Source organism: Yersinia sp. J1 (assembly GCF_050586585.1).
GTDB lineage: Bacteria > Pseudomonadota > Gammaproteobacteria > Enterobacterales > Enterobacteriaceae > Yersinia > Yersinia entomophaga.
In genome coordinates this window covers 22663-39157 of sequence record NZ_JBOBDP010000013.1, presented here as the reverse complement: position 1 = coordinate 39157, position 16495 = coordinate 22663, and the positions used below count along the sequence as shown (strand labels likewise).

Genomic DNA, 16495 nt, shown 5'->3' with positions numbered 1-16495 from the left:
CATACACCCGTGATTCAGATTTCACGTAGCGCTACCAAAACAGCATGTAAATGGGTGTTATTAGCTAATTTATAAGGGATTTATGGAGTTAGGCATAATTCGCGCTCGACTTCACGGCGATTAACTAACCCCTTCCAAACCTTGCCACCGGCCTTAACCCATCGGCGTAATTCTTCGCACGCCCCGGAGGTATCTCCACGATTGAGTTTCTTCACCATAGTTGAATTCGACATTGCAGTAATACCGACGTTATAACCGAATGATGCCAGGGCGGCTTTGCGGAAATCAGTTAGTGGTACTTTGACGCTGCGATCGATAGCGGCAAATACGGGTATCAGGTCTTGTCGCAGCAAAGTGTCGCATTCTGTATCGCTGTAGCGTTTGCCGGGGATAATATCTTTGCCAGTGTGACCATCGCAGACCGTCAGCACGCCAACTACATCACGGTAAGGCATATACTCACGCCCTTCCAGTCCATCATGACCACCGAGCAGAGCCAGAGTGATAGCCATAGCACCGCCCGCAGCTACGCCCAATAGTTTATTGCGTAACACGGGGGATATCGCCATTACTCCCCCTTTTCCGCTTTGCGTTTATCTTCTCGGACTTTGAAATACAAATTGGTTAGGAATGTCAGGAAGGCAAACATCAGGCTACCCAGCACGCCAATTGCCGCCCATTGTTCCGGGGCAAATCCATTCAATAATTGTTTAAACCAAAATAAAGCGCCGCCACCGGACGCGGTATAAGAGATACCGGTTGTGAGCCTCTCCATTTTCATGCTCCACCTCCCCGGATTTGGGGAATAAAAAAAGCCCGCAAGGCGAACCATGCAGGCTTTGGGATAATCAGGACTGACCGGAACTGACCAATAAAAAACCGGAGCAGCTTTTAAGCATACTCCGGCATCTTTCGGAAATTTATCGCATATATGATTCAGGGTCAATCATTGGTCAAAAGTCTTTTTCTAACTGAATTCTCTCAATTAAAACATCACCGGCATTCGACTCTTCTACATATAGCCAGCGCATGCATTCCTTCACCAGCGGTGCATATTGCGCAGCCCACTCTCCGGCCGGTATCTCAGCCCCTATGATGCCCATGGATTTGCGCAGATGTTCCATTGTTGGCGGTATACGGCCACCACCACCGCATTCGTTGCATGTTTCTGGATGAGGTCGCAGAGTTTTACCGGCACCATGGCAACGTGGACAGATCTGCGTTGTGGTTGCCTGTTGATTCGCCCACGCCCGCAATGCACCACGTTCTGTTTTGATTTTAGACTGAAGGGTTTTTATTTCGTCTGCCAGTAATGCGATAGTGCCATCATCAAGTGCCTGGGCTTTATCTCTTTCCAGTAATTTGATTTGCTGCTGTATCCCATCAACGACCTTTCTGGTCATCCCTGTACGGGAGCCGTAACGTCGTAATAAAGTTGCAATTTGCTCTACCTGCGCGGGGAGATTTCTATCCAATACCATATTAAGCGCTAGCTGACAGGCAGCAATGGCACGCGCGGGATGCGGTCGCTTATGCAGCCACACACTAATTGCGGCCCGTAAGCGTTGCTCCGCTTGGCAGTCATTGCGATATTTGGTCATCAAGATATCGAATCCAACAGGATGTTGGTGCTGGCAGGTAGCGAAAGTCCCTAATATCTGGTCTTTGGTCAGAACAGCACGACCTCGGCCAATGTTCAGCGACTCTATGCTGACGCAGCGCGGATCGTGCATTTTGATAAGTTGTTCAATTGCAGTGGTCATTGGTCAGTCCTGTGCTTTAAGCTCACGAGACTGATTTTATAGTTCATTTTATAAATCGCAACAATAATAAAACCATTGCATAAAATGAAATAAAAATAACTCCTTACCCTCTAGATTGTTCAACCAACTTCTTAGCTTCTTCAATGATTTCTGTATAAAACTTAGCTCGTAATCTTTCGCCAGAAGGGCAGTTTTCAATTGGTTTAGCACGATTAAGGCTTAAATTCTCGCACCAGGTAACTATTTCAAACTCTTTTTCTGCCGTTAACACTAACCCTGCATTTTCAAACCACCGTCTTACCGTCAGTATGTAATCACTAGTTAATGTATCTTGTTCTAATTTCGATAAACGGCTTGAGACACTTTTCACTTCCCCTTTAACCATGCTTACTTCTTTTTCTAGCATATCTTGTCGAATGATCGAATCAGCTAAAGCGCGAGAGTTCTGAGCAATAATTTCCGCCATCTGGGATAATGCCGAACCTTGGGGGGTTGCTGGTGGCGGATATTTTCCATGTTTTGTAAGAGAAGGGACTACATCATGATACAACCAGCGCTGAAATTTACGCCCAGCTTTTGATTTGTCATTACCCATAACCCGATTTAAACCAGGCTGTGTTATATAAACTTCTTTTTGACCAGCAAAAAACTCATCAGGATTTAACAGCATAGTATATTCATCTTGATCTAATTCGTTAATCTGGTTTTTAATTAAATTAGGAATATACCTTGGATTTTCCTCTCCCATTGCTCTATTTTCTTTATTTAAAATAATAAAAATATCTTTTAATGAGAAATGCAGAATACCTTCAATATAATAAGTCCTGATATCAGTTGATCCAGAACTGCCCTCATAGCAGACGTTTATTAAATTATTATTGTCATCCATTTTTTAAACCTTCTATCATTCCTAACCACCTTTACTCAGAATTACAGAGAAAGATAATTTATTGTTTAAGATAAGTAGTTATCACACCCTTTGCGCTATCATAACAAAAACACATTTCAACTCGATAGCCTACATCACACAATTTTGTAATCCACTGATTTTGTTCTGTTGAGGTTCTACCTTTCTCTGATTTCATCTCGATCCACAACCCTGCATAGCCACCACGCGGCAGCGCCAGAAACAAATCCGGCACGCCTTTTCGCAATCCTAGTCGCTTAGCATCCCTCGCTGCCTTTGGCCCGCGCTTCCCCTCATTAGGAATATGGATCAGATAATCGCCAACACAGATACCATCGATAACAGTTTTATCCGCCCATTGAATAAGGGCGGCCTGTTCCTCCGTTTCTGCCTGGTGATTAACTTTGCGTATCTTGCCGTTGCGTACCTCCAGCTTGGCTTTTGTACTAATAAGATCGATGGCCTCAATTTGATTTATCAACTTTGTATCTGCTTATCTTCCAATAAATAATTATATTTCTCTGGAAGAAGAGCGAATTCCCCCCACCCCAAATCAGACAAGCATAATCCTATTCCGTTTTTTTCAACTGTACCGTACATGATAATATAGCGTCCTCGACTATCTTCATTTATATGCTTATCTTTGGCGTCTTTGTTTTTTTGTTTGAAATAGAAGTCAGCATAATCACTGTTTCTTTCCCAAACTAACTTAGTCATCCGTATTGATGTATCCTTAGGTTTACTCCAGCTACTTTGAATTTTTGCAAAATATAATCTTGGCGTATCGTTAATATCTTTTATCGTCTTTATATCAATTAATAATCTATCAAGGCGTTCCGCATTTTTTTCACCAGGTAGAACAAAAAATTTATAATAGTTATTGTCAAAATTTCGACAGAGTCCTGCCACTGTGGTTATTACACTTGGTAAAGAGAAAGGCTTGTCAGTATGCCTGCCGATGGCGACTTCAGAGAGTCCGCCATCGATATCCTCTAGATGGTTTTGATCGTAAGTACCCAATTCAGATTTCTTTATTTCAGGGCGCTCTGTTACAAATGCCTTGACGATTGCCAACTGATCATCTGAAATTGCTTTTCTGGCTTCTTCTTCGTTTAAATATTTTTTACCTTCCGCTGGTTTAGAACGCAAAAAACAAGGCACATCACGGAATGAGCTTAAGTGTGCAAAACTGGCGCTTCGCCCATTTGTAGTCATCTCCTTATGTTTTGGCCTTCTGGTAAGCGGCGTAAAACATTCCGGACAAAAAATAGCTTGATCCATCTCTAGTGTAAATTCGCTAGGTAAGACTCTCTTCCCCTGAGATTTTAACGCTGGGATCGAATGTGCATTCCTATCCCACGTTGGATGAAAATAGGCGAATTTTATTCTGAAGGTACTTTGAGCTTCCATGTTCTTTACCAAATGAGTTCTAATGTGAAGTAAGTCTTATCAATTATTTTGAATTCAATCAATGACACACGTCACTTTTCAGTCAGTTGAACCACTACACGATCAAAATAACTTTTAAAAGTTGAATGTAATGCTATCAACACCATCTCCTCCTTCTCCCCCACCAGCCACTCATACGGCACCCGTCCATCTAACACATCATGGCAATCCGAACAGCCAAATACGGCCCAGTAGTCATCTGACTTATACCCCATGCCGTGGGTCGAACTGGGTAAATGGCACAGTACCGTTGTTTCCGGGTTTCCATTACAAATTCCGGGGATCTGGAGCGTGCAGCATTGGCCCCGCGCAGAATCGCGCAGGGCTTTGCTTCTAAATGCCGGGGACTTACTCACTTTTATCCCTTAGATCGCTCTCTGCTTTGCTGATCTGGAGGTTGATATCATTCAACTTGAATGCGGCATTCTTAATCCTTGCCCGGCAATTAACCTCTTCACGTTTCAGCTTTTCTAAACCTTCACGATGTTGCTTAATTTCTCCACGCAGTCCTTTAAGTTCCCAATCGACTTTTGTTTCATTTTTCGTTACTGAGTTAATCCAGTCGAATGCTTCCACTACGGCACCACACAGGCGGCAAGTAAGTTGACGCAGATGATCATCAACTAAAATTTTACTATGAGTACAGCGTCGGCTTTGGCTTGCTGCTGGCTCAGCCTTAACAAAATTCAGCATTTCTTTGATATCAGCGTTCTCATTAAATCGCTTGGTGAATGCCAATACATTGTCACTTTGATCATCATGAATATCGTTATTATCGCTCATTGGTCAGTCCTCAGTATTCCAGCAGCCGGTTAACTGCCTGTTCCATTTCATACTCGTTATCAAAGTGCTGGCCTAATGTCTCATTCCAGATAACACCGGCCACCCCTTTATAAATCCGGTCAAAAGCCCCCTGATCCATATTCACAAACGCAATACTCCAACGCTGTTTCAATGTGCCACCTTCTGGATTTGGCATCAGGTCATAGAATCCGGCTTTGATCATGACGTGGTTAAAATAAGCGGTATCGGTCTTTACCGCCTCCCCATCAAATCTTTTTTGGCGCTGCCTGATGACTCGGTCTAATACCGCTTGAGCAATAGACTTGGTAACCTTTTCATAGAGTTCTGAATCTCCAGCGGCGCTGCCCACTGCTTTCGCTACTTCATGGGCTATCCATTCCTCTGGTGCACTAACAAAGGTCCAATCCGGTACCCAATATGAAAAACCCAGCTCGAGCAATTTCCAGAATTTACGGTGATGCTTCAGGTTACGCCGGTCACCGATAGGGCTCATAGAAATTGGAGTGCCAACAGGCACCCCTTTCATGGTTTCGCGATCGTGATCGGTGGCGTACTTAATTCCACCACCGGGTAACAGCACGCCCATAACCTCAGTCTTTTTCTTTCTCGGGGACTTAGTTCGCTGCGCTGTTGTCATACGGCCCCCATTGAGGACAGCCGCTCGGCCTCTCTGCGGATCTGCGCTAGAAATGCCTCACCAGTGGCAAGTAATTGCTCACGGCTGATGTAGCTAATCGCAGGGCCACGCCATTCCTTATCGAAAATTGCAATAGCCGCACCAAACCCAGCATTACAGGCCACCTGAGTGCTATCTTCTGGACGGAACCATGCAGGTACTTCAAAACCAATTCTGCCGCGAATGAATGCAATATGGTCTGCCTCTTCAGGCCACCACACCTCTGACGTTGCCGCTTTGGTCAAATAGACATATCGACCGCCACGCTGCCGCATTTCAGAGGTATAAGCCATGATGTGCCTCATACCTGTAATATATTGCCCTTCATGCTTTTTCGCCGTGCTGTAGGGCGGATTGGCAAATGCGGCACCATTCAATTCGGTCAGTCTTGCGGCCCAATCTTGAGTGAGCGCGTTATCTTCCGCAGTGTAATAAGCTGGCGTTTTCGCATTCTCACCATCACTGAACAGATCCAGGACTAACGGGCCAAACATTGCATTGATACCCCAGAACAGAGCATCTGGCGTGCGCCACTGATCACCAATCAATTTCAACTTATGCGTTGGGGCGGATTTGAGAGCTGCGAGATCATGAACATATTGGGTATTGGAGAAATCAATCATGCAATGGCTCCCCATGACCAGTATTTGGAATCAGACGATAAAACCAAACCCGCTTACCGCTATCTTCGTTGCGGACAGTTCTAACCTGTTTCACCAGCCCATGACGGACAGGATTGATCTCGCGCAGGCGTGCGCTGATTGCGGCCTGAGTGTCACCTTCGCCGGGGAACATTTGGGACAGTAACTTTTCGAGGTCGCGAAGTGTCAGCCAATCAGCACCACTGGCGGCACTGACCACTCGATTTAACTGGCTGTTGGCATCGTTTACCCGACCAGCCAGGCGCATAGCCCTTATGCCGTTATTAATCCCTACACGTTCGGCATTGGGTACCTCCGGTTTGGTCACCATTACGCGCCCTCCCCGATCAGCACTTGGCGGGTTCCGTCTGGCGTTGGTTGTGACACAATGCCTTCAACCTGCATTCTTTCAAGCAGCCAGGCCGCACGGTTATAACCAATGCGGAATTCACGCTGTAGCCCAGAAATTGAGGCTCTGCCTTTTGCCTCGATGAATTTCACAGCATCAGGGTAACGAGCATCATCGTCCCGCTCTACGCCATCCAGGTCTACCCATGTGCTACTGGCTGCCTCTCCGCCCAATGCGCCGATCAATTGCGCAATTAGCACGGCCATTTCACCGGTCATCAGAATAAAGTCGGCATCAAACCGCTGGGCGTAATCTTCCCGATCGATGTCGTCATTTTGTTCCAGCAACACGGCGCTGAATTTCACTCTCTTCAGGCTGCCATCGTCAGACAACATGAAGCTAATGCGCTCCTGCCATTCCAAAGCCAGCTTGGTGACCAATTTACCGGCGGCGATATGCCCCCGGATCTCGTCACTGACTAAATCCTGATGTTTACTGCGTAGAATCCCGCCTTGCTCCAGCACCGCCTTTAACTCAGCTTCTTCCTGAAACGCAAACCCAGCGGGCGCGGAACCTGATCGCAGCCATTCGGTTAACGTCAGTTCAATTGGGGTATCAAGTGTCAAGGGGACAACAGGCAGAGAACCCATGGTTTTGCGCAGTAATGCCAATGCATTTTCAGCTTTCCGCGCGCTAGCTGCATCGATGATGATTAACCCAGCCCCAGCGTTAATCCAAATGGATGTTGTAGAGTATTTGCTAAAGGCCCGTGGCAGCAGAGTCTGGATAACTTCATCTTTCAGCGAGTCTTTTTCTGTTTTTTTCAGTTTTCTGTGTTGCTCTTGTTCCAAACGCTCGACTTTCCCCGCCAGCTCGCGGGCAATAACTGGCGCTGGCAGATCCTTTTTCTCACACTGCAATGTGAGTAGGATTTGCTTGTTAGCCACATGTGCCAGTACAGTGCAATCAGTTCCCATCGGTGATATCCAACCGGTTTTCGCCATATCCTGGCTACCACAAGGGGTGAATGCGAATTGTGCCATTTGCTCTTCCAGATTGGCGAAAGAGACATCGCGGGATAGTTTGTAAATCAACACGTTCTTGAAATTAATGCTCATTGATCAGTCCTCGGTAATTTTATTATTTTGCAAACCGTGGTCAGCGGCCTGCTGTAATGGCTCTTGGTGTTTACTGCCCAGAGACTCTTGTAACCTGATACTTTCATCTCGCCATCTTCTTGCCATTTCCTCCTGATCCTGTTTAATTTTATCTTTCAGTTCGTCTAAAAAATGACGGATTTTAGTTGGTACCCCATTACCCAACTTGCCCTTGTCTGATAACAACAACTGATATTTTTCAACTTTAGGTTTTGGCAGGAGTCCTGTTGTAACCGCCTGTTCAACGCTGCGTTTTACGGTCTCTTTATCCCATCCCTCAGACACTGACCATTCAGGTGATCGGCCTGTTCCCTGTGCTGCCTTAGTCAATCGCTCATAGGCCGCAATGAAAGCCATACGCGCACCCACCTTGTCGCCTTCCTGCATAATTGGCAGAGCAATATTCCATGCCTGGGCAATTTCATTTGTCCAAACCACAGTGTTAGCCTCATCTTGCGCGGGTAATGCCAATGCCCACGCCTCATTCGCAGAGAGCCAATCAGGCTTACCGGCAATAGTTTGGATATTGCGGATAATATCGGCAGGTTTCGGTGAGAATCTGCCTTGGTCTGGATCAGTCAGCCAGTTGCTAAATGCCTGGCGTACGGTGTCGATATCGTATGGCAGCAACGCATTCCAATAGAGATCAAGCACAGCTTTTGATGCATCTTTTCCGTATATCGCCAGAGTGGCTTTCATGACCTCCGCGAATTCACGTCTATCAGCGATACCCTGCATATTCACCACCCGTCATTGACAAAATCATCCGCAACCCGCGCATTGTGCGCCTCCAGCGCTTCCTGACGACTCATGCTGGTGTTACCAGCGCACTGGTTCTGTGGCCGGCTACGATTCTGTAACCATTCAAATTTCAATCCCTGCCAACCGGCGGCCATGGCTTCAGATAACGCATCATCCACCGACCATCCAGCGGCAGCCGCTTTACTCAATTCCTTACCCAGCATGTTCACCACGGTCTGGGTCATTGGCGCTCGTTTTGCTTTTCGGTGTTTTAGATAGTCATCCCAAATTTCAGAGCTAACAGCCATCGGGAAAGCTGAGAAGTCTATTGCCGAATTTTTAGCCGCCTTACGCTTTCGCTTCTCTGTAGTAGTCTCTGTTGTAGTCTTTGTAATCTCTGTATGAACATCAGGGCAATCTGCCCTCTTCAGATGGGGGCAATCTGCACCATTGGATGGGGGCAAGTTGCTATCTCCATCAGGGCAATTTGCCCCATTGGACTGTGGCAATTTGCTTTCACTATTTAGGGCGTCACACTCATAGTTAATCGTGTAATAATTCGTCATGTCTCGCTGTGCTTTTGCTAACTGCTCCACGCGGACACATCCCAATTTTTCCAATGACAAAAGCGTCCGCTTTACTGTGTCAATGGACCAGAACGGGAACTGCTTTACCCATTCTTTGTGGGTGTTATAAACCCACTGAAATCCATCCTGCTCAATGCCTGAGTTAGTTTCTGTCAGCCAGTAATTAATCTGTTGTAAAACTATGGCTTCATTCAGACCGATACGGGCCGCTAACTCTGGATTTACTACCAGTGGCCGATATTTAAATAACAGACTCATAGATCCCCCTACGGCTGCTTTGCATCAGAGGGACTATGTTGACGGGAATAGAACGCCTGCGTCACACCGGACAACGTCCCTGTAATAGCCATACGGCGGGCCTCCTGCCCGTCAATAGCCAGTTTTTTACCCACGATATTGGCAATCAGTTCCACTGATGGCGTGGTGTTGGGTGTGATATTGCTCATAGAGGATTCTCCTGTTTTGGTGGAAGCTCAGGCAGCCATTCGGGTACCGGTAGCCCGGCTAATTTTAATTCGGCATGAACGTGAACCAGCATTTCAGGCGCTTCGGCGAACATTGCCAAAAAACCACGAATCGCCGCCACATTGGTTTCTACTGCGGGGTTTGATTCCAGTGCGCTGGCGGTGCTTTTGATGGTCACTGCCTCGCTTTCTGTCCATCGGGTTTTAATCTGATCTTCGCGGACGGTATGGAACGGTAATCCGTTCTTGCCTACTTTTTTGCGGGATAACAACTCCCGCCGAACGTCAGAGGCTATCGCAGCCCCTGCCGTTATACCGGCAGGTTGGTAAATTGTGGTCATTGGTCAGTCCTTAAATATCTTTGGTGATTACACACATGGACATAAACTGTGAATAGTTTCTTTTTTAGTCCGCCACGGAGGCGCAATGTCCAGTGATAATTCCCTTAGTTACATTAGAGCCTTGGTCGATGTTGTCGCCATTACCGTGCTATCCGGTAGTGATGAACAACATAAGCTCCGTATCAAGCAAAGTCTGGATGCAATCATGAATCATCCGACACTGGAGATGTCACATGAAGGCCAGGAACTGTTCGCTCACTTTGCTGCCCTTCTGGATGGCTCAAGCACTGAGGTTTTCCTTTCAGCACGGATACGCCAAGAAGATCCAGATCCTGAAAAGTCACACTCCTCCCCACATTTGCGTTTATTGAGAGGGGGCAAAGAGGAGTAGCAGTTTTTTGTTTCTTACGTTTGGCTCTCCAGTTAGCAAGCCAACGCTTTGGGCTAATAGTCATTGGTCAGTCCTCTATCTTTACTGATGAGCTGGTTTGGTCAGAACCAGACTGAGATTTTCCGGGTTGCGGCCATAATCTGCCGGGTTATAGGTGTATGGGATATCCGTAGACATATGGCAAAGCAGAGCTACCTTTTCTGGTAGTCCTCGTTTTCGATAGGTTTTGATCGCTTCGTATGAGCATTCAAGCGCTTCGGCAGCCTGATAGGGACTGGAAAAGTGTCTGATCACTTTCTCTGCAGCTTTGATACGCGCATTGAGCGAGGTTGCTTTAGTACAGTGCATTTTAGATTGTCACTCGCAGCTTAGAGGTAGAATTATACCCATGAGATGCAATATATACCGAAACTATACCGAGCGCAAAGTTTACTAAAGTTGAGTTACTTTTATACCTATGAATACCTATAAAACTTTCGGTGAGCGCCTTCTGGCGCGACGTGAGGAGCTCGGACTAACGCAAGAAGACCTTGCGGCCAAGGCTGGGATTACTCGGATGGCAATAAGTAAGATCGAGCTTGGGATGACACAAAAGCCCCGAGCCGATAATCTTTTTTCGTTAGCTAAAGCACTGCATGTAAACCCTAACTGGTTGGTATCAGGAAAAGGTGACAAGGAAGCCACGCAGCAGGCACCTGTAAGAATCAATAATGCCTCGCCGATTGATGTCATTACCAGAGAGGTTCCATTGATCAGTTGGGTACAAGCAGGCGCATTCACAGAAATTACCCTGCTACCGCGTGAAGATTATGTTTATTACCCTTGTCCGGTAGTATGCAGTGCCGAAAGTTTCGCTTTGCGCATTGAGGGTGAGTCAATGACACCTCGTTTTGAGCCAGACGATATTATCTATGTCGATCCTGAGTTGGTCGATCCTCCAAGTGGCAAATTTGTTATTGCCCGCCTAGAAGGCAGCGCGGAAGCCACCTTTAAACAGCTGCAGATACTTGATAATCAACGTTATCTAAAAGCGCTGAACCCCGATTACCCACCAGAAGCCCGCTTCATTAAGATCAATGGCAATTGTGAGGTTATTGGTACCGTGGTGTGTCACGTTAAGCCCGTATAAGGAAATCAAATTATTGTGAATAATCCGGTAACAGAAAATGCTGAGCCTAACTGGTTAGTGAAGTTGGCTAACGGACAACTGAGCATTGGCAGAACTTACCTTCATCTTATTTTGGCACTTGCCTTTATTGCTGTAATTACTATCTCCGCTGGATATGCGAATTGGGATCTTTGGGCAATCCTCATCGGTATGGCGCTATATGCAATTTATATCTTTAACGTTGGCCTTGGTTTATGGCGAGTGTCTAAAAAAATTAACAATGCGATTGCTATTACGCTAACTAAACTAGTCTCTGTCATTGCCTTCTTCTGCGGAATATCCTCAATTATCAATAGCATAAAGCTAGCGACACTTTACTTGAAATAGTTTCATTACTTATCCAACTAACCGGCTATGGCCGGTTTTTTTACATCTTATTTCCGCAAAAAACATAAAGTATCGAAACTTAACGATCTTTTGGTTGCAAAAGTACCGGTATAGTTATACCTTTTATGCATTCCGCAAGGATATGCTCTTTAACAAACAGGTTAAGTGACACACAACGGTCCGCGTGTACCGGTCACGGCTAAGCTAAACCACGGAGCGCCTATTAATGGAGGAAAAACCATGAGTTAAAAATGCGGATAGACCACCCCCCACTGCCTGATTGAATTCAGGCACGCGACGACGGTGTTACAGGTCGGGTTCCCACAGCGACGTAGTGAGGGAAAGGAGGCGTAAAGCATCACTGAGTAACCGGTTAGCGCCCAGTTAACGCATAAGCAGCTTAAAAAATGACGAGTGGATTTACCCTGCTGCTGTCAGTTAGAGGCCGCAGGCATAAAACCACTAATTACCCATGTGCCTTTTTAAAAGGTACTGCGGTGATAGAAGCAACTGAGGACTGACCAATGGCCACAACATCTCGTCAAAAGCGTATGGCAAAAAAACGCAACGCCTATATCCAGGCACTGGCAAAGCGTGAAAGTAACCGAGTTGAAAAAGCAGTATTAGTTTTGGTGCGGTGCAAGCCGATGCCAGATATGCCCGCAATACCAAGCAAGCACCGAACTTCAGCCGATCCAGAGAAACGGATTGCAGCAGTTGCCCGCCAGAAGATGCGAGGTTGTAGCAAGTTGCCGCGTGGCGTGCGTTAAACATTAATTAGCAGGAAATCAAAATAACCCATCGGAGCTACAGCTTAGGCTGTGGCTCTTTTTTTTACCTAAAAGGAACCCAAATGAGCAAATTATCAGCAATTAATATGCAGCAGATTGAATCATCCCAGATCCACAGCATCGGCCATGACCCAATTAGCAACACTCTAGCGATTCGCTTTAAGTCAAAAGGTGAACCGGCAGCGCTGTATCACTACCAGAATGTATCCGCTGATGATTACGCGGCATTCTCCGGCGCTGAATCAATTGGCACCCACTTCTATCGCAATATTAAAACGGATACCGACCGCTACCCATTCCAACGCATTAACGAAAAGAAAGACGGCGAATAATCAACGCTCTTTCACCATGCGCCTAATCAGTATGGGCGCATGAGTAAGACCATTGAGGAAAACATATTGGACACTTCTAAAATTAAGACCCCGACCAATCCAAGTCGAACAGCTACTGCCCGAGTAAAAAATCCTCTTCCGGCACCTACTGAGTGTCATTTTTGCTCCGATAGCGTTCAAATCGCCACACATCAAGAAGTTTATGGCCGTGACTACAGCGACTGGCCCTATATCTATTTATGCCAAGGCTGTGGCGCATATGTTGGATTGCATCCATTCACGGCAATTCCTTTAGGAACATTGGCTGACAAAGCCACCCGGCAAGCGAGGAAGCAGTGCAAAACTCCATTTGAGTGCATTTGGCAATCAAGGCTTATGTCTCGCTCTCAGGCGTATGGATGGCTAGCTGAAAAAATGGGGATCCCTGCTGAGAAATGCCACTTTGGCTGGTTTGACATTAAGCAGTGCCAGCAAGCGAAACAGATATGTGAAGACTATCTCTCAACCTGATAAGCGAGGTGCATCGTGAATGAGTACAACTATCAGCGAATGGTTGAGCAATCGCTGGAGCAATATGACCGCCTGTTGATATCGGATCCCGGTGAGCAAAAGGAATTGGGCAAGCGGATTGAGTTCCTACGTCAGCACTCGAAAATGCTCAGTGCTTTTAAATCCGCAATTAAAAATAGTTGCCATGTTGCAGGTTCAAGCGGTGAACATCTTCCGGCATTTACCGAAACCGCCGATATGGAACTCTATCTGGATGAGGTACAGGAGGAAATATTTCTCCGGGTTGCCAAGGCAGAACGAGCAATGGAATTAGACGCTGAGAAAAACCACCAACTCCAATAAAGAGAAAAGCCCCAGCGATTAAGCCGGGGCTATCCCAGGAGTGCGGGACCAACCGCAAACCTACTGAGGACTGAACAATAACCACGAGGATTATTATCAGCGTGGTTGAGTGACCAAACCCAACCATGGGAAAGCATACCATGCCTATTGAATTCATCAAGAGACTCCAATACCGCCACAGAGTTACTGGCGACGATTTTAACCTTTATCCCCGCCAATCTGGCCTGAAATTCTTCTTCGCCTGTGTTTTAGGCGCTTTCATGTTTCTGGCTATCGCTATCAAAATCTGAGGGCTGACCAATGACCACCCAAGCAGTAACAACCCGTAATCTCCCGCCCGCCGTGGTTGGGTTGAATATTGACGAACCAACGTGGAACGCGCTGAAAAATAGCATTTACCCTGGTGCTAAAGATGATTCAGTCATTATGGCGGTGAGCTATTGCCGCGCCCGCCAGTTAGATCCGTTGATGAAACCCGTTCATTTAGTTCCCATGAGCGTGAAAGATGCACTAACCGGTAAAAACGAATGGCGCGATGTAGTGATGCCCGGTGTTGGGCTTTATCGCATACAAGCAGACCGCTCCGGTAATTATGCTGGCGCACAAGAACCTGAGTTTGGCCCAGATATCACACAAACACTTAACGGTGTAGAAATTACCTTTCCTCAGTGGTGCAAATACACCCTGAGCAAACTCATGCCTAACGGCACTATCGTAGAGTTCAGCGCAAAAGAGTATTGGCTGGAAAACTATGCCACCGCTGGCCGCGATACCCAGGCACCCAATGCCATGTGGAAAAAGCGCCCTTATGGGCAACTAGCCAAATGTGCTGAAGCGCAGGCATTGCGTAAAGGCTGGCCTGAAATTGGTCAACAACCAACAGCAGAAGAAATGGAAGGCAAAAGTCTTGATGTGAATGAAGGTAAAGAACACAGCCAAGGCAGCCAGCAACCAAGCCAACCGCAGGCACTACCGGAATACAGCGCGGAACAATTTCAACGCGCCCTTGCTGACTGGACAACGCTGATCAACAAGGGCAAGAAAACCGCCGCGCAAATCATCAACACCATCGAAAGCAAATACACCCTGACCTCAGCACAAATCAAAACTATCGAATATCTGGAGGCAGAAGATGCAAATCATTAATGTCCAGCAAGGCACGCCGGAATGGCACGCCTTGCGCAGTCGCCATTTCACCGCCAGCGAAGCCCCGGTAATGATGGCAGCCTCCAGTAAAATGCGCCGCGATGAATTACTGAACATGAAGGCTACCGGCTCAGAACGGGAAATCAGCGATTGGGTACAAACCAACTTGTTTGATAAAGGTCACGCGCAGGAGGCCGCAGCACGGGTAATCGTAGAATCCATGATCGGTACCGAATTATTCCCAGCAACCGCCATCGATGATGATGGCTATTTGTTGGCTTCCTTTGATGGCATGACCATGATGGAAGATGTGTTGTTTGAGCACAAAATGTGGAATGCCACACTGGCACTGGCAGTGAAAAATAAAGACTTGCCGCCAGAGTATTACTGGCAGTTAGAACAGCAGCTTTTAGTGAGTGGGTCCGAAAAGGTCATTTTTGTGGTATCAGATGGCACTGAAGATAACTTTGTGTGGATGGAGTATTTACCGGTACCTGGTCGCCGTGAAGCTTTGATGGCAGGCTGGCAGCAATTTGAGCAGGATTTGAACGGTTACACAGCCCCTGAGATAAAAGACATCCCGCAGGGTAAAGCCTTAATGCGCCTCCCGGCTCTGCTGGTAGAAATCGAAGGAGCAGTAAAAGAATCAAACCTGACTGTTTACCAGAATCAGGCGCTGGCCTTTATTCAATCCATCAACACCAATCTGGTGACCGATCAGGACTTCGCTGACGCAGAAGAAACCGTTAAGTTCTGCGAAAAGGCGGAGAAAGAGCTGGATCTGATTAAACAACAGGCACTGTCTAAAACTGAACAGATTGATCTCCTTTTCCGCACCATTGATACCTTGCGCGATGAAATGCGAAACAAACGGCTAGACCTGTCAAAACTCGTTAAGTTGCGCAAAGAAGCTATTCGCCTTGAAATACTGAATAAGGCCAAAGCCGCGCTTGCCGAGCACATTGCTGTTATCAATAAACAGTTGGCTATTGTCACCCTACCCGCGATTCCGGCTGACTTTGCCACTGCCATCAAAGGAAAGAAAACCCTCACCTCGTTGCAAAGTGCCGCCAACGATGAGCTAGCCCGCGCCAAGATTGTCGCTAATCAATTAGGTGAAAAATATCAGGCTAATTTAGCGCTATTTGCTGATATTGAACCGGCTTATAAAAATCTGTTCGCTGACATCAACCAGATAATTGCCCTTGAGCACGAACATTTGGCGCTGATGATTGATCAACGCATTACCAGGCAAAAACAGATTGAGGAACAGCACAGACAGCAGGAAGCATTGCGGCTTGATGAATTGAAAAAACAGCAACAGGCTGCATCAGTGATCACCACAGAGACTGTTGCCGCTAGCACTGATACAACTGCCCATCAGCCGTTGCACCCTGCGGGATCGGTTAACTTTCCTAAGCAACTGGGCAAATCTGTAAATTCGGCAACTATAGACAAGCCAGTTGATTGGATTGCACAAATTAATGCTGATTTAGTGGCGGCAGGAATTGAGCTTACTACTGAAACAGTTAACCGTCTGTACAACGCGGTGAAAGCTGGCCGGATCCGCTATTTCTCTATCACGCAATAACTTTTCATAACCTGCCAC

Annotated in this window: 26 protein-coding genes and 1 pseudogene; 9 read left to right on the top strand and 18 right to left on the bottom strand. The window is 46.6% G+C overall.

The window, feature by feature from the left end:
• Positions 1-80: 80 nt before the first annotated feature.
• From ACQ4OC_RS15680 to ACQ4OC_RS15600, 17 genes and pseudogenes are all read right to left on the bottom strand, one after another.
• Positions 81-563 (bottom strand): lysozyme, encoded by a 483-nt coding sequence (locus ACQ4OC_RS15680; protein WP_038245299.1) that lies wholly within the window; start codon positions 561-563, stop codon positions 81-83.
• 5 nt (positions 564-568) lie between these two features.
• On the bottom strand, positions 569-775 hold the full coding sequence (locus ACQ4OC_RS15675) for a class II holin family protein (protein ID WP_370273288.1): 207 nt from the start codon (positions 773-775) through the stop codon (positions 569-571).
• Between the two features lie 178 nt (positions 776-953).
• Positions 954-1763, bottom strand: a complete 810-nt coding sequence (locus tag ACQ4OC_RS15670) for a TIGR02642 family protein (RefSeq protein ID WP_430971353.1) — start codon at positions 1761-1763, stop codon at positions 954-956.
• Between the two features lie 103 nt (positions 1764-1866).
• Positions 1867-2652, bottom strand: coding sequence for a BRO-N domain-containing protein (locus tag ACQ4OC_RS15665; RefSeq protein WP_430971352.1), 786 nt, complete (start codon positions 2650-2652; stop codon positions 1867-1869).
• Between the two features lie 58 nt (positions 2653-2710).
• Entirely contained in the window at positions 2711-3151 is a 441-nt protein-coding gene (locus ACQ4OC_RS15660) for a VRR-NUC domain-containing protein (protein ID WP_430971351.1), read from the bottom strand.
• Positions 3148-4080, bottom strand: coding sequence for a hypothetical protein (locus ACQ4OC_RS15655; protein WP_430971350.1), 933 nt, complete (start codon positions 4078-4080; stop codon positions 3148-3150). Before ACQ4OC_RS15655 ends, ACQ4OC_RS15660 begins: the two co-directional genes overlap by 4 nt.
• 71 nt (positions 4081-4151) lie before the next feature.
• Positions 4152-4475: a DUF1364 domain-containing protein gene (locus ACQ4OC_RS15650; RefSeq protein ID WP_430971349.1), complete on the bottom strand. Its 324-nt coding sequence runs from the start codon at positions 4473-4475 to the stop codon at positions 4152-4154.
• The gene (locus ACQ4OC_RS15645) at positions 4468-4902 is read right to left on the bottom strand and encodes a hypothetical protein (RefSeq protein ID WP_038245410.1); all 435 of its coding nucleotides are present in this window, start codon (positions 4900-4902) and stop codon (positions 4468-4470) included. Before ACQ4OC_RS15645 ends, ACQ4OC_RS15650 begins: the two co-directional genes overlap by 8 nt.
• Before the next feature lie 10 nt (positions 4903-4912).
• Complete coding sequence (locus tag ACQ4OC_RS15640; RefSeq protein ID WP_120806951.1) at positions 4913-5560, bottom strand: DUF1367 family protein; 648 nt, start codon at positions 5558-5560, stop codon at positions 4913-4915.
• Entirely contained in the window at positions 5557-6222 is a 666-nt protein-coding gene (locus ACQ4OC_RS15635) for a phage N-6-adenine-methyltransferase (RefSeq protein ID WP_430971348.1), read from the bottom strand. The genes ACQ4OC_RS15640 and ACQ4OC_RS15635 overlap by 4 nt, the downstream gene beginning before the upstream one ends.
• The gene (locus tag ACQ4OC_RS15630; RefSeq protein ID WP_430971347.1) at positions 6215-6571 is read right to left on the bottom strand and encodes a hypothetical protein; all 357 of its coding nucleotides are present in this window, start codon (positions 6569-6571) and stop codon (positions 6215-6217) included. Before ACQ4OC_RS15630 ends, ACQ4OC_RS15635 begins: the two co-directional genes overlap by 8 nt.
• On the bottom strand, positions 6571-6741 hold the full coding sequence (locus ACQ4OC_RS15625) for a DNA translocase FtsK (protein WP_248577846.1): 171 nt from the start codon (positions 6739-6741) through the stop codon (positions 6571-6573). Before ACQ4OC_RS15625 ends, ACQ4OC_RS15630 begins: the two co-directional genes overlap by 1 nt.
• A gap of 66 nt (positions 6742-6807) precedes the next feature.
• Positions 6808-7707 (bottom strand): annotated as a pseudogene (gene rdgC, locus ACQ4OC_RS15620) (recombination-associated protein RdgC); the annotation flags it as partial.
• A gap of 3 nt (positions 7708-7710) precedes the next feature.
• On the bottom strand, positions 7711-8445 hold the full coding sequence (locus tag ACQ4OC_RS15615) for a hypothetical protein (RefSeq protein WP_245759501.1): 735 nt from the start codon (positions 8443-8445) through the stop codon (positions 7711-7713).
• Positions 8446-8486: 41 nt separating this feature from the next.
• The gene (locus tag ACQ4OC_RS15610) at positions 8487-9332 is read right to left on the bottom strand and encodes a hypothetical protein (RefSeq protein ID WP_096823461.1); all 846 of its coding nucleotides are present in this window, start codon (positions 9330-9332) and stop codon (positions 8487-8489) included.
• Positions 9333-9340: 8 nt separating this feature from the next.
• Positions 9341-9520, bottom strand: a complete 180-nt coding sequence (locus tag ACQ4OC_RS15605) for a hypothetical protein (protein ID WP_096823462.1) — start codon at positions 9518-9520, stop codon at positions 9341-9343.
• Positions 9517-9879 carry a hypothetical protein gene (locus ACQ4OC_RS15600; protein ID WP_248577746.1) on the bottom strand — a complete coding sequence of 121 codons (363 nt, stop codon included), beginning with the start codon at positions 9877-9879 and terminating at the stop codon, positions 9517-9519. The genes ACQ4OC_RS15605 and ACQ4OC_RS15600 overlap by 4 nt, the downstream gene beginning before the upstream one ends.
• A gap of 85 nt (positions 9880-9964) precedes the next feature.
• Between ACQ4OC_RS15600 and ACQ4OC_RS15595 the strand changes: the two genes are divergently transcribed.
• A complete protein-coding gene (locus ACQ4OC_RS15595; RefSeq protein WP_038243388.1) occupies positions 9965-10270 on the top strand; it encodes a hypothetical protein in 306 nt (101 codons plus the stop codon).
• Positions 10271-10351: 81 nt separating this feature from the next.
• On the opposite strand, the gene ACQ4OC_RS15590 is transcribed toward ACQ4OC_RS15595, so the two are convergent.
• On the bottom strand, positions 10352-10618 hold the full coding sequence (locus ACQ4OC_RS15590) for a hypothetical protein (protein WP_430971346.1): 267 nt from the start codon (positions 10616-10618) through the stop codon (positions 10352-10354).
• Positions 10619-10727: 109 nt separating this feature from the next.
• Between ACQ4OC_RS15590 and ACQ4OC_RS15585 the strand changes: the two genes are divergently transcribed.
• From ACQ4OC_RS15585 to ACQ4OC_RS15550, 8 genes are all read left to right on the top strand, one after another.
• Entirely contained in the window at positions 10728-11399 is a 672-nt protein-coding gene (locus tag ACQ4OC_RS15585; protein WP_430971344.1) for a LexA family protein, read from the top strand.
• Between the two features lie 15 nt (positions 11400-11414).
• On the top strand, positions 11415-11765 hold the full coding sequence (locus tag ACQ4OC_RS15580; RefSeq protein ID WP_430971343.1) for a hypothetical protein: 351 nt from the start codon (positions 11415-11417) through the stop codon (positions 11763-11765).
• Positions 11766-12289: 524 nt separating this feature from the next.
• Positions 12290-12535 carry a hypothetical protein gene (locus tag ACQ4OC_RS15575; protein ID WP_430971342.1) on the top strand — a complete coding sequence of 82 codons (246 nt, stop codon included), beginning with the start codon at positions 12290-12292 and terminating at the stop codon, positions 12533-12535.
• 83 nt (positions 12536-12618) lie between these two features.
• A complete protein-coding gene (locus tag ACQ4OC_RS15570; protein ID WP_430971341.1) occupies positions 12619-12888 on the top strand; it encodes a KTSC domain-containing protein in 270 nt (89 codons plus the stop codon).
• Positions 12889-12927: 39 nt separating this feature from the next.
• The gene (locus ACQ4OC_RS15565) at positions 12928-13398 is read left to right on the top strand and encodes a zinc-finger-containing protein (protein ID WP_430971340.1); all 471 of its coding nucleotides are present in this window, start codon (positions 12928-12930) and stop codon (positions 13396-13398) included.
• Between the two features lie 15 nt (positions 13399-13413).
• Complete coding sequence (locus tag ACQ4OC_RS15560) at positions 13414-13740, top strand: hypothetical protein (RefSeq protein WP_126940132.1); 327 nt, start codon at positions 13414-13416, stop codon at positions 13738-13740.
• A 300-nt stretch (positions 13741-14040) separates the two neighbouring features.
• Positions 14041-14886, top strand: a complete 846-nt coding sequence (gene bet / locus ACQ4OC_RS15555) for a phage recombination protein Bet (protein ID WP_430971339.1) — start codon at positions 14041-14043, stop codon at positions 14884-14886.
• On the top strand, positions 14873-16477 hold the full coding sequence (locus ACQ4OC_RS15550; protein ID WP_430971338.1) for a YqaJ viral recombinase family protein: 1605 nt from the start codon (positions 14873-14875) through the stop codon (positions 16475-16477). The genes bet and ACQ4OC_RS15550 overlap by 14 nt, the downstream gene beginning before the upstream one ends.
• The last annotated feature ends 18 nt before the right edge of the window (positions 16478-16495 follow it).

Bases quoted from the DNA above. Each gene is read 5' to 3' on its own strand.
- ACQ4OC_RS15615 (WP_245759501.1), bottom strand. From the start codon at position 8,445: ATGAAAGCCACTCTGGCGATATACGGAAAAGATGCATCAAAAGCTGTG.
- ACQ4OC_RS15655 (WP_430971350.1), bottom strand. From the start codon at position 4,080: ATGGAAGCTCAAAGTACCTTCAGAATAAAATTCGCCTATTTTCATCCA.
- bet (WP_430971339.1), top strand. From the start codon at position 14,041: ATGACCACCCAAGCAGTAACAACCCGTAATCTCCCGCCCGCCGTGGTT.
- ACQ4OC_RS15605 (WP_096823462.1), bottom strand. From the start codon at position 9,520: ATGAGCAATATCACACCCAACACCACGCCATCAGTGGAACTGATTGCC.
- ACQ4OC_RS15635 (WP_430971348.1), bottom strand. From the start codon at position 6,222: ATGATTGATTTCTCCAATACCCAATATGTTCATGATCTCGCAGCTCTC.
- ACQ4OC_RS15600 (WP_248577746.1), bottom strand. From the start codon at position 9,879: ATGACCACAATTTACCAACCTGCCGGTATAACGGCAGGGGCTGCGATA.
- ACQ4OC_RS15675 (WP_370273288.1), bottom strand. From the start codon at position 775: ATGGAGAGGCTCACAACCGGTATCTCTTATACCGCGTCCGGTGGCGGC.
- ACQ4OC_RS15640 (WP_120806951.1), bottom strand. From the start codon at position 5,560: ATGACAACAGCGCAGCGAACTAAGTCCCCGAGAAAGAAAAAGACTGAG.
- ACQ4OC_RS15590 (WP_430971346.1), bottom strand. From the start codon at position 10,618: ATGCACTGTACTAAAGCAACCTCGCTCAATGCGCGTATCAAAGCTGCA.
- ACQ4OC_RS15610 (WP_096823461.1), bottom strand. From the start codon at position 9,332: ATGAGTCTGTTATTTAAATATCGGCCACTGGTAGTAAATCCAGAGTTA.
- ACQ4OC_RS15585 (WP_430971344.1), top strand. From the start codon at position 10,728: ATGAATACCTATAAAACTTTCGGTGAGCGCCTTCTGGCGCGACGTGAG.
- ACQ4OC_RS15630 (WP_430971347.1), bottom strand. From the start codon at position 6,571: ATGGTGACCAAACCGGAGGTACCCAATGCCGAACGTGTAGGGATTAAT.
- ACQ4OC_RS15670 (WP_430971353.1), bottom strand. From the start codon at position 1,763: ATGACCACTGCAATTGAACAACTTATCAAAATGCACGATCCGCGCTGC.
- ACQ4OC_RS15570 (WP_430971341.1), top strand. From the start codon at position 12,619: ATGAGCAAATTATCAGCAATTAATATGCAGCAGATTGAATCATCCCAG.
- ACQ4OC_RS15665 (WP_430971352.1), bottom strand. From the start codon at position 2,652: ATGGATGACAATAATAATTTAATAAACGTCTGCTATGAGGGCAGTTCT.
- ACQ4OC_RS15595 (WP_038243388.1), top strand. From the start codon at position 9,965: ATGTCCAGTGATAATTCCCTTAGTTACATTAGAGCCTTGGTCGATGTT.
- ACQ4OC_RS15645 (WP_038245410.1), bottom strand. From the start codon at position 4,902: ATGAGCGATAATAACGATATTCATGATGATCAAAGTGACAATGTATTG.
- ACQ4OC_RS15575 (WP_430971342.1), top strand. From the start codon at position 12,290: ATGGCCACAACATCTCGTCAAAAGCGTATGGCAAAAAAACGCAACGCC.
- ACQ4OC_RS15550 (WP_430971338.1), top strand. From the start codon at position 14,873: ATGCAAATCATTAATGTCCAGCAAGGCACGCCGGAATGGCACGCCTTG.
- ACQ4OC_RS15565 (WP_430971340.1), top strand. From the start codon at position 12,928: ATGAGTAAGACCATTGAGGAAAACATATTGGACACTTCTAAAATTAAG.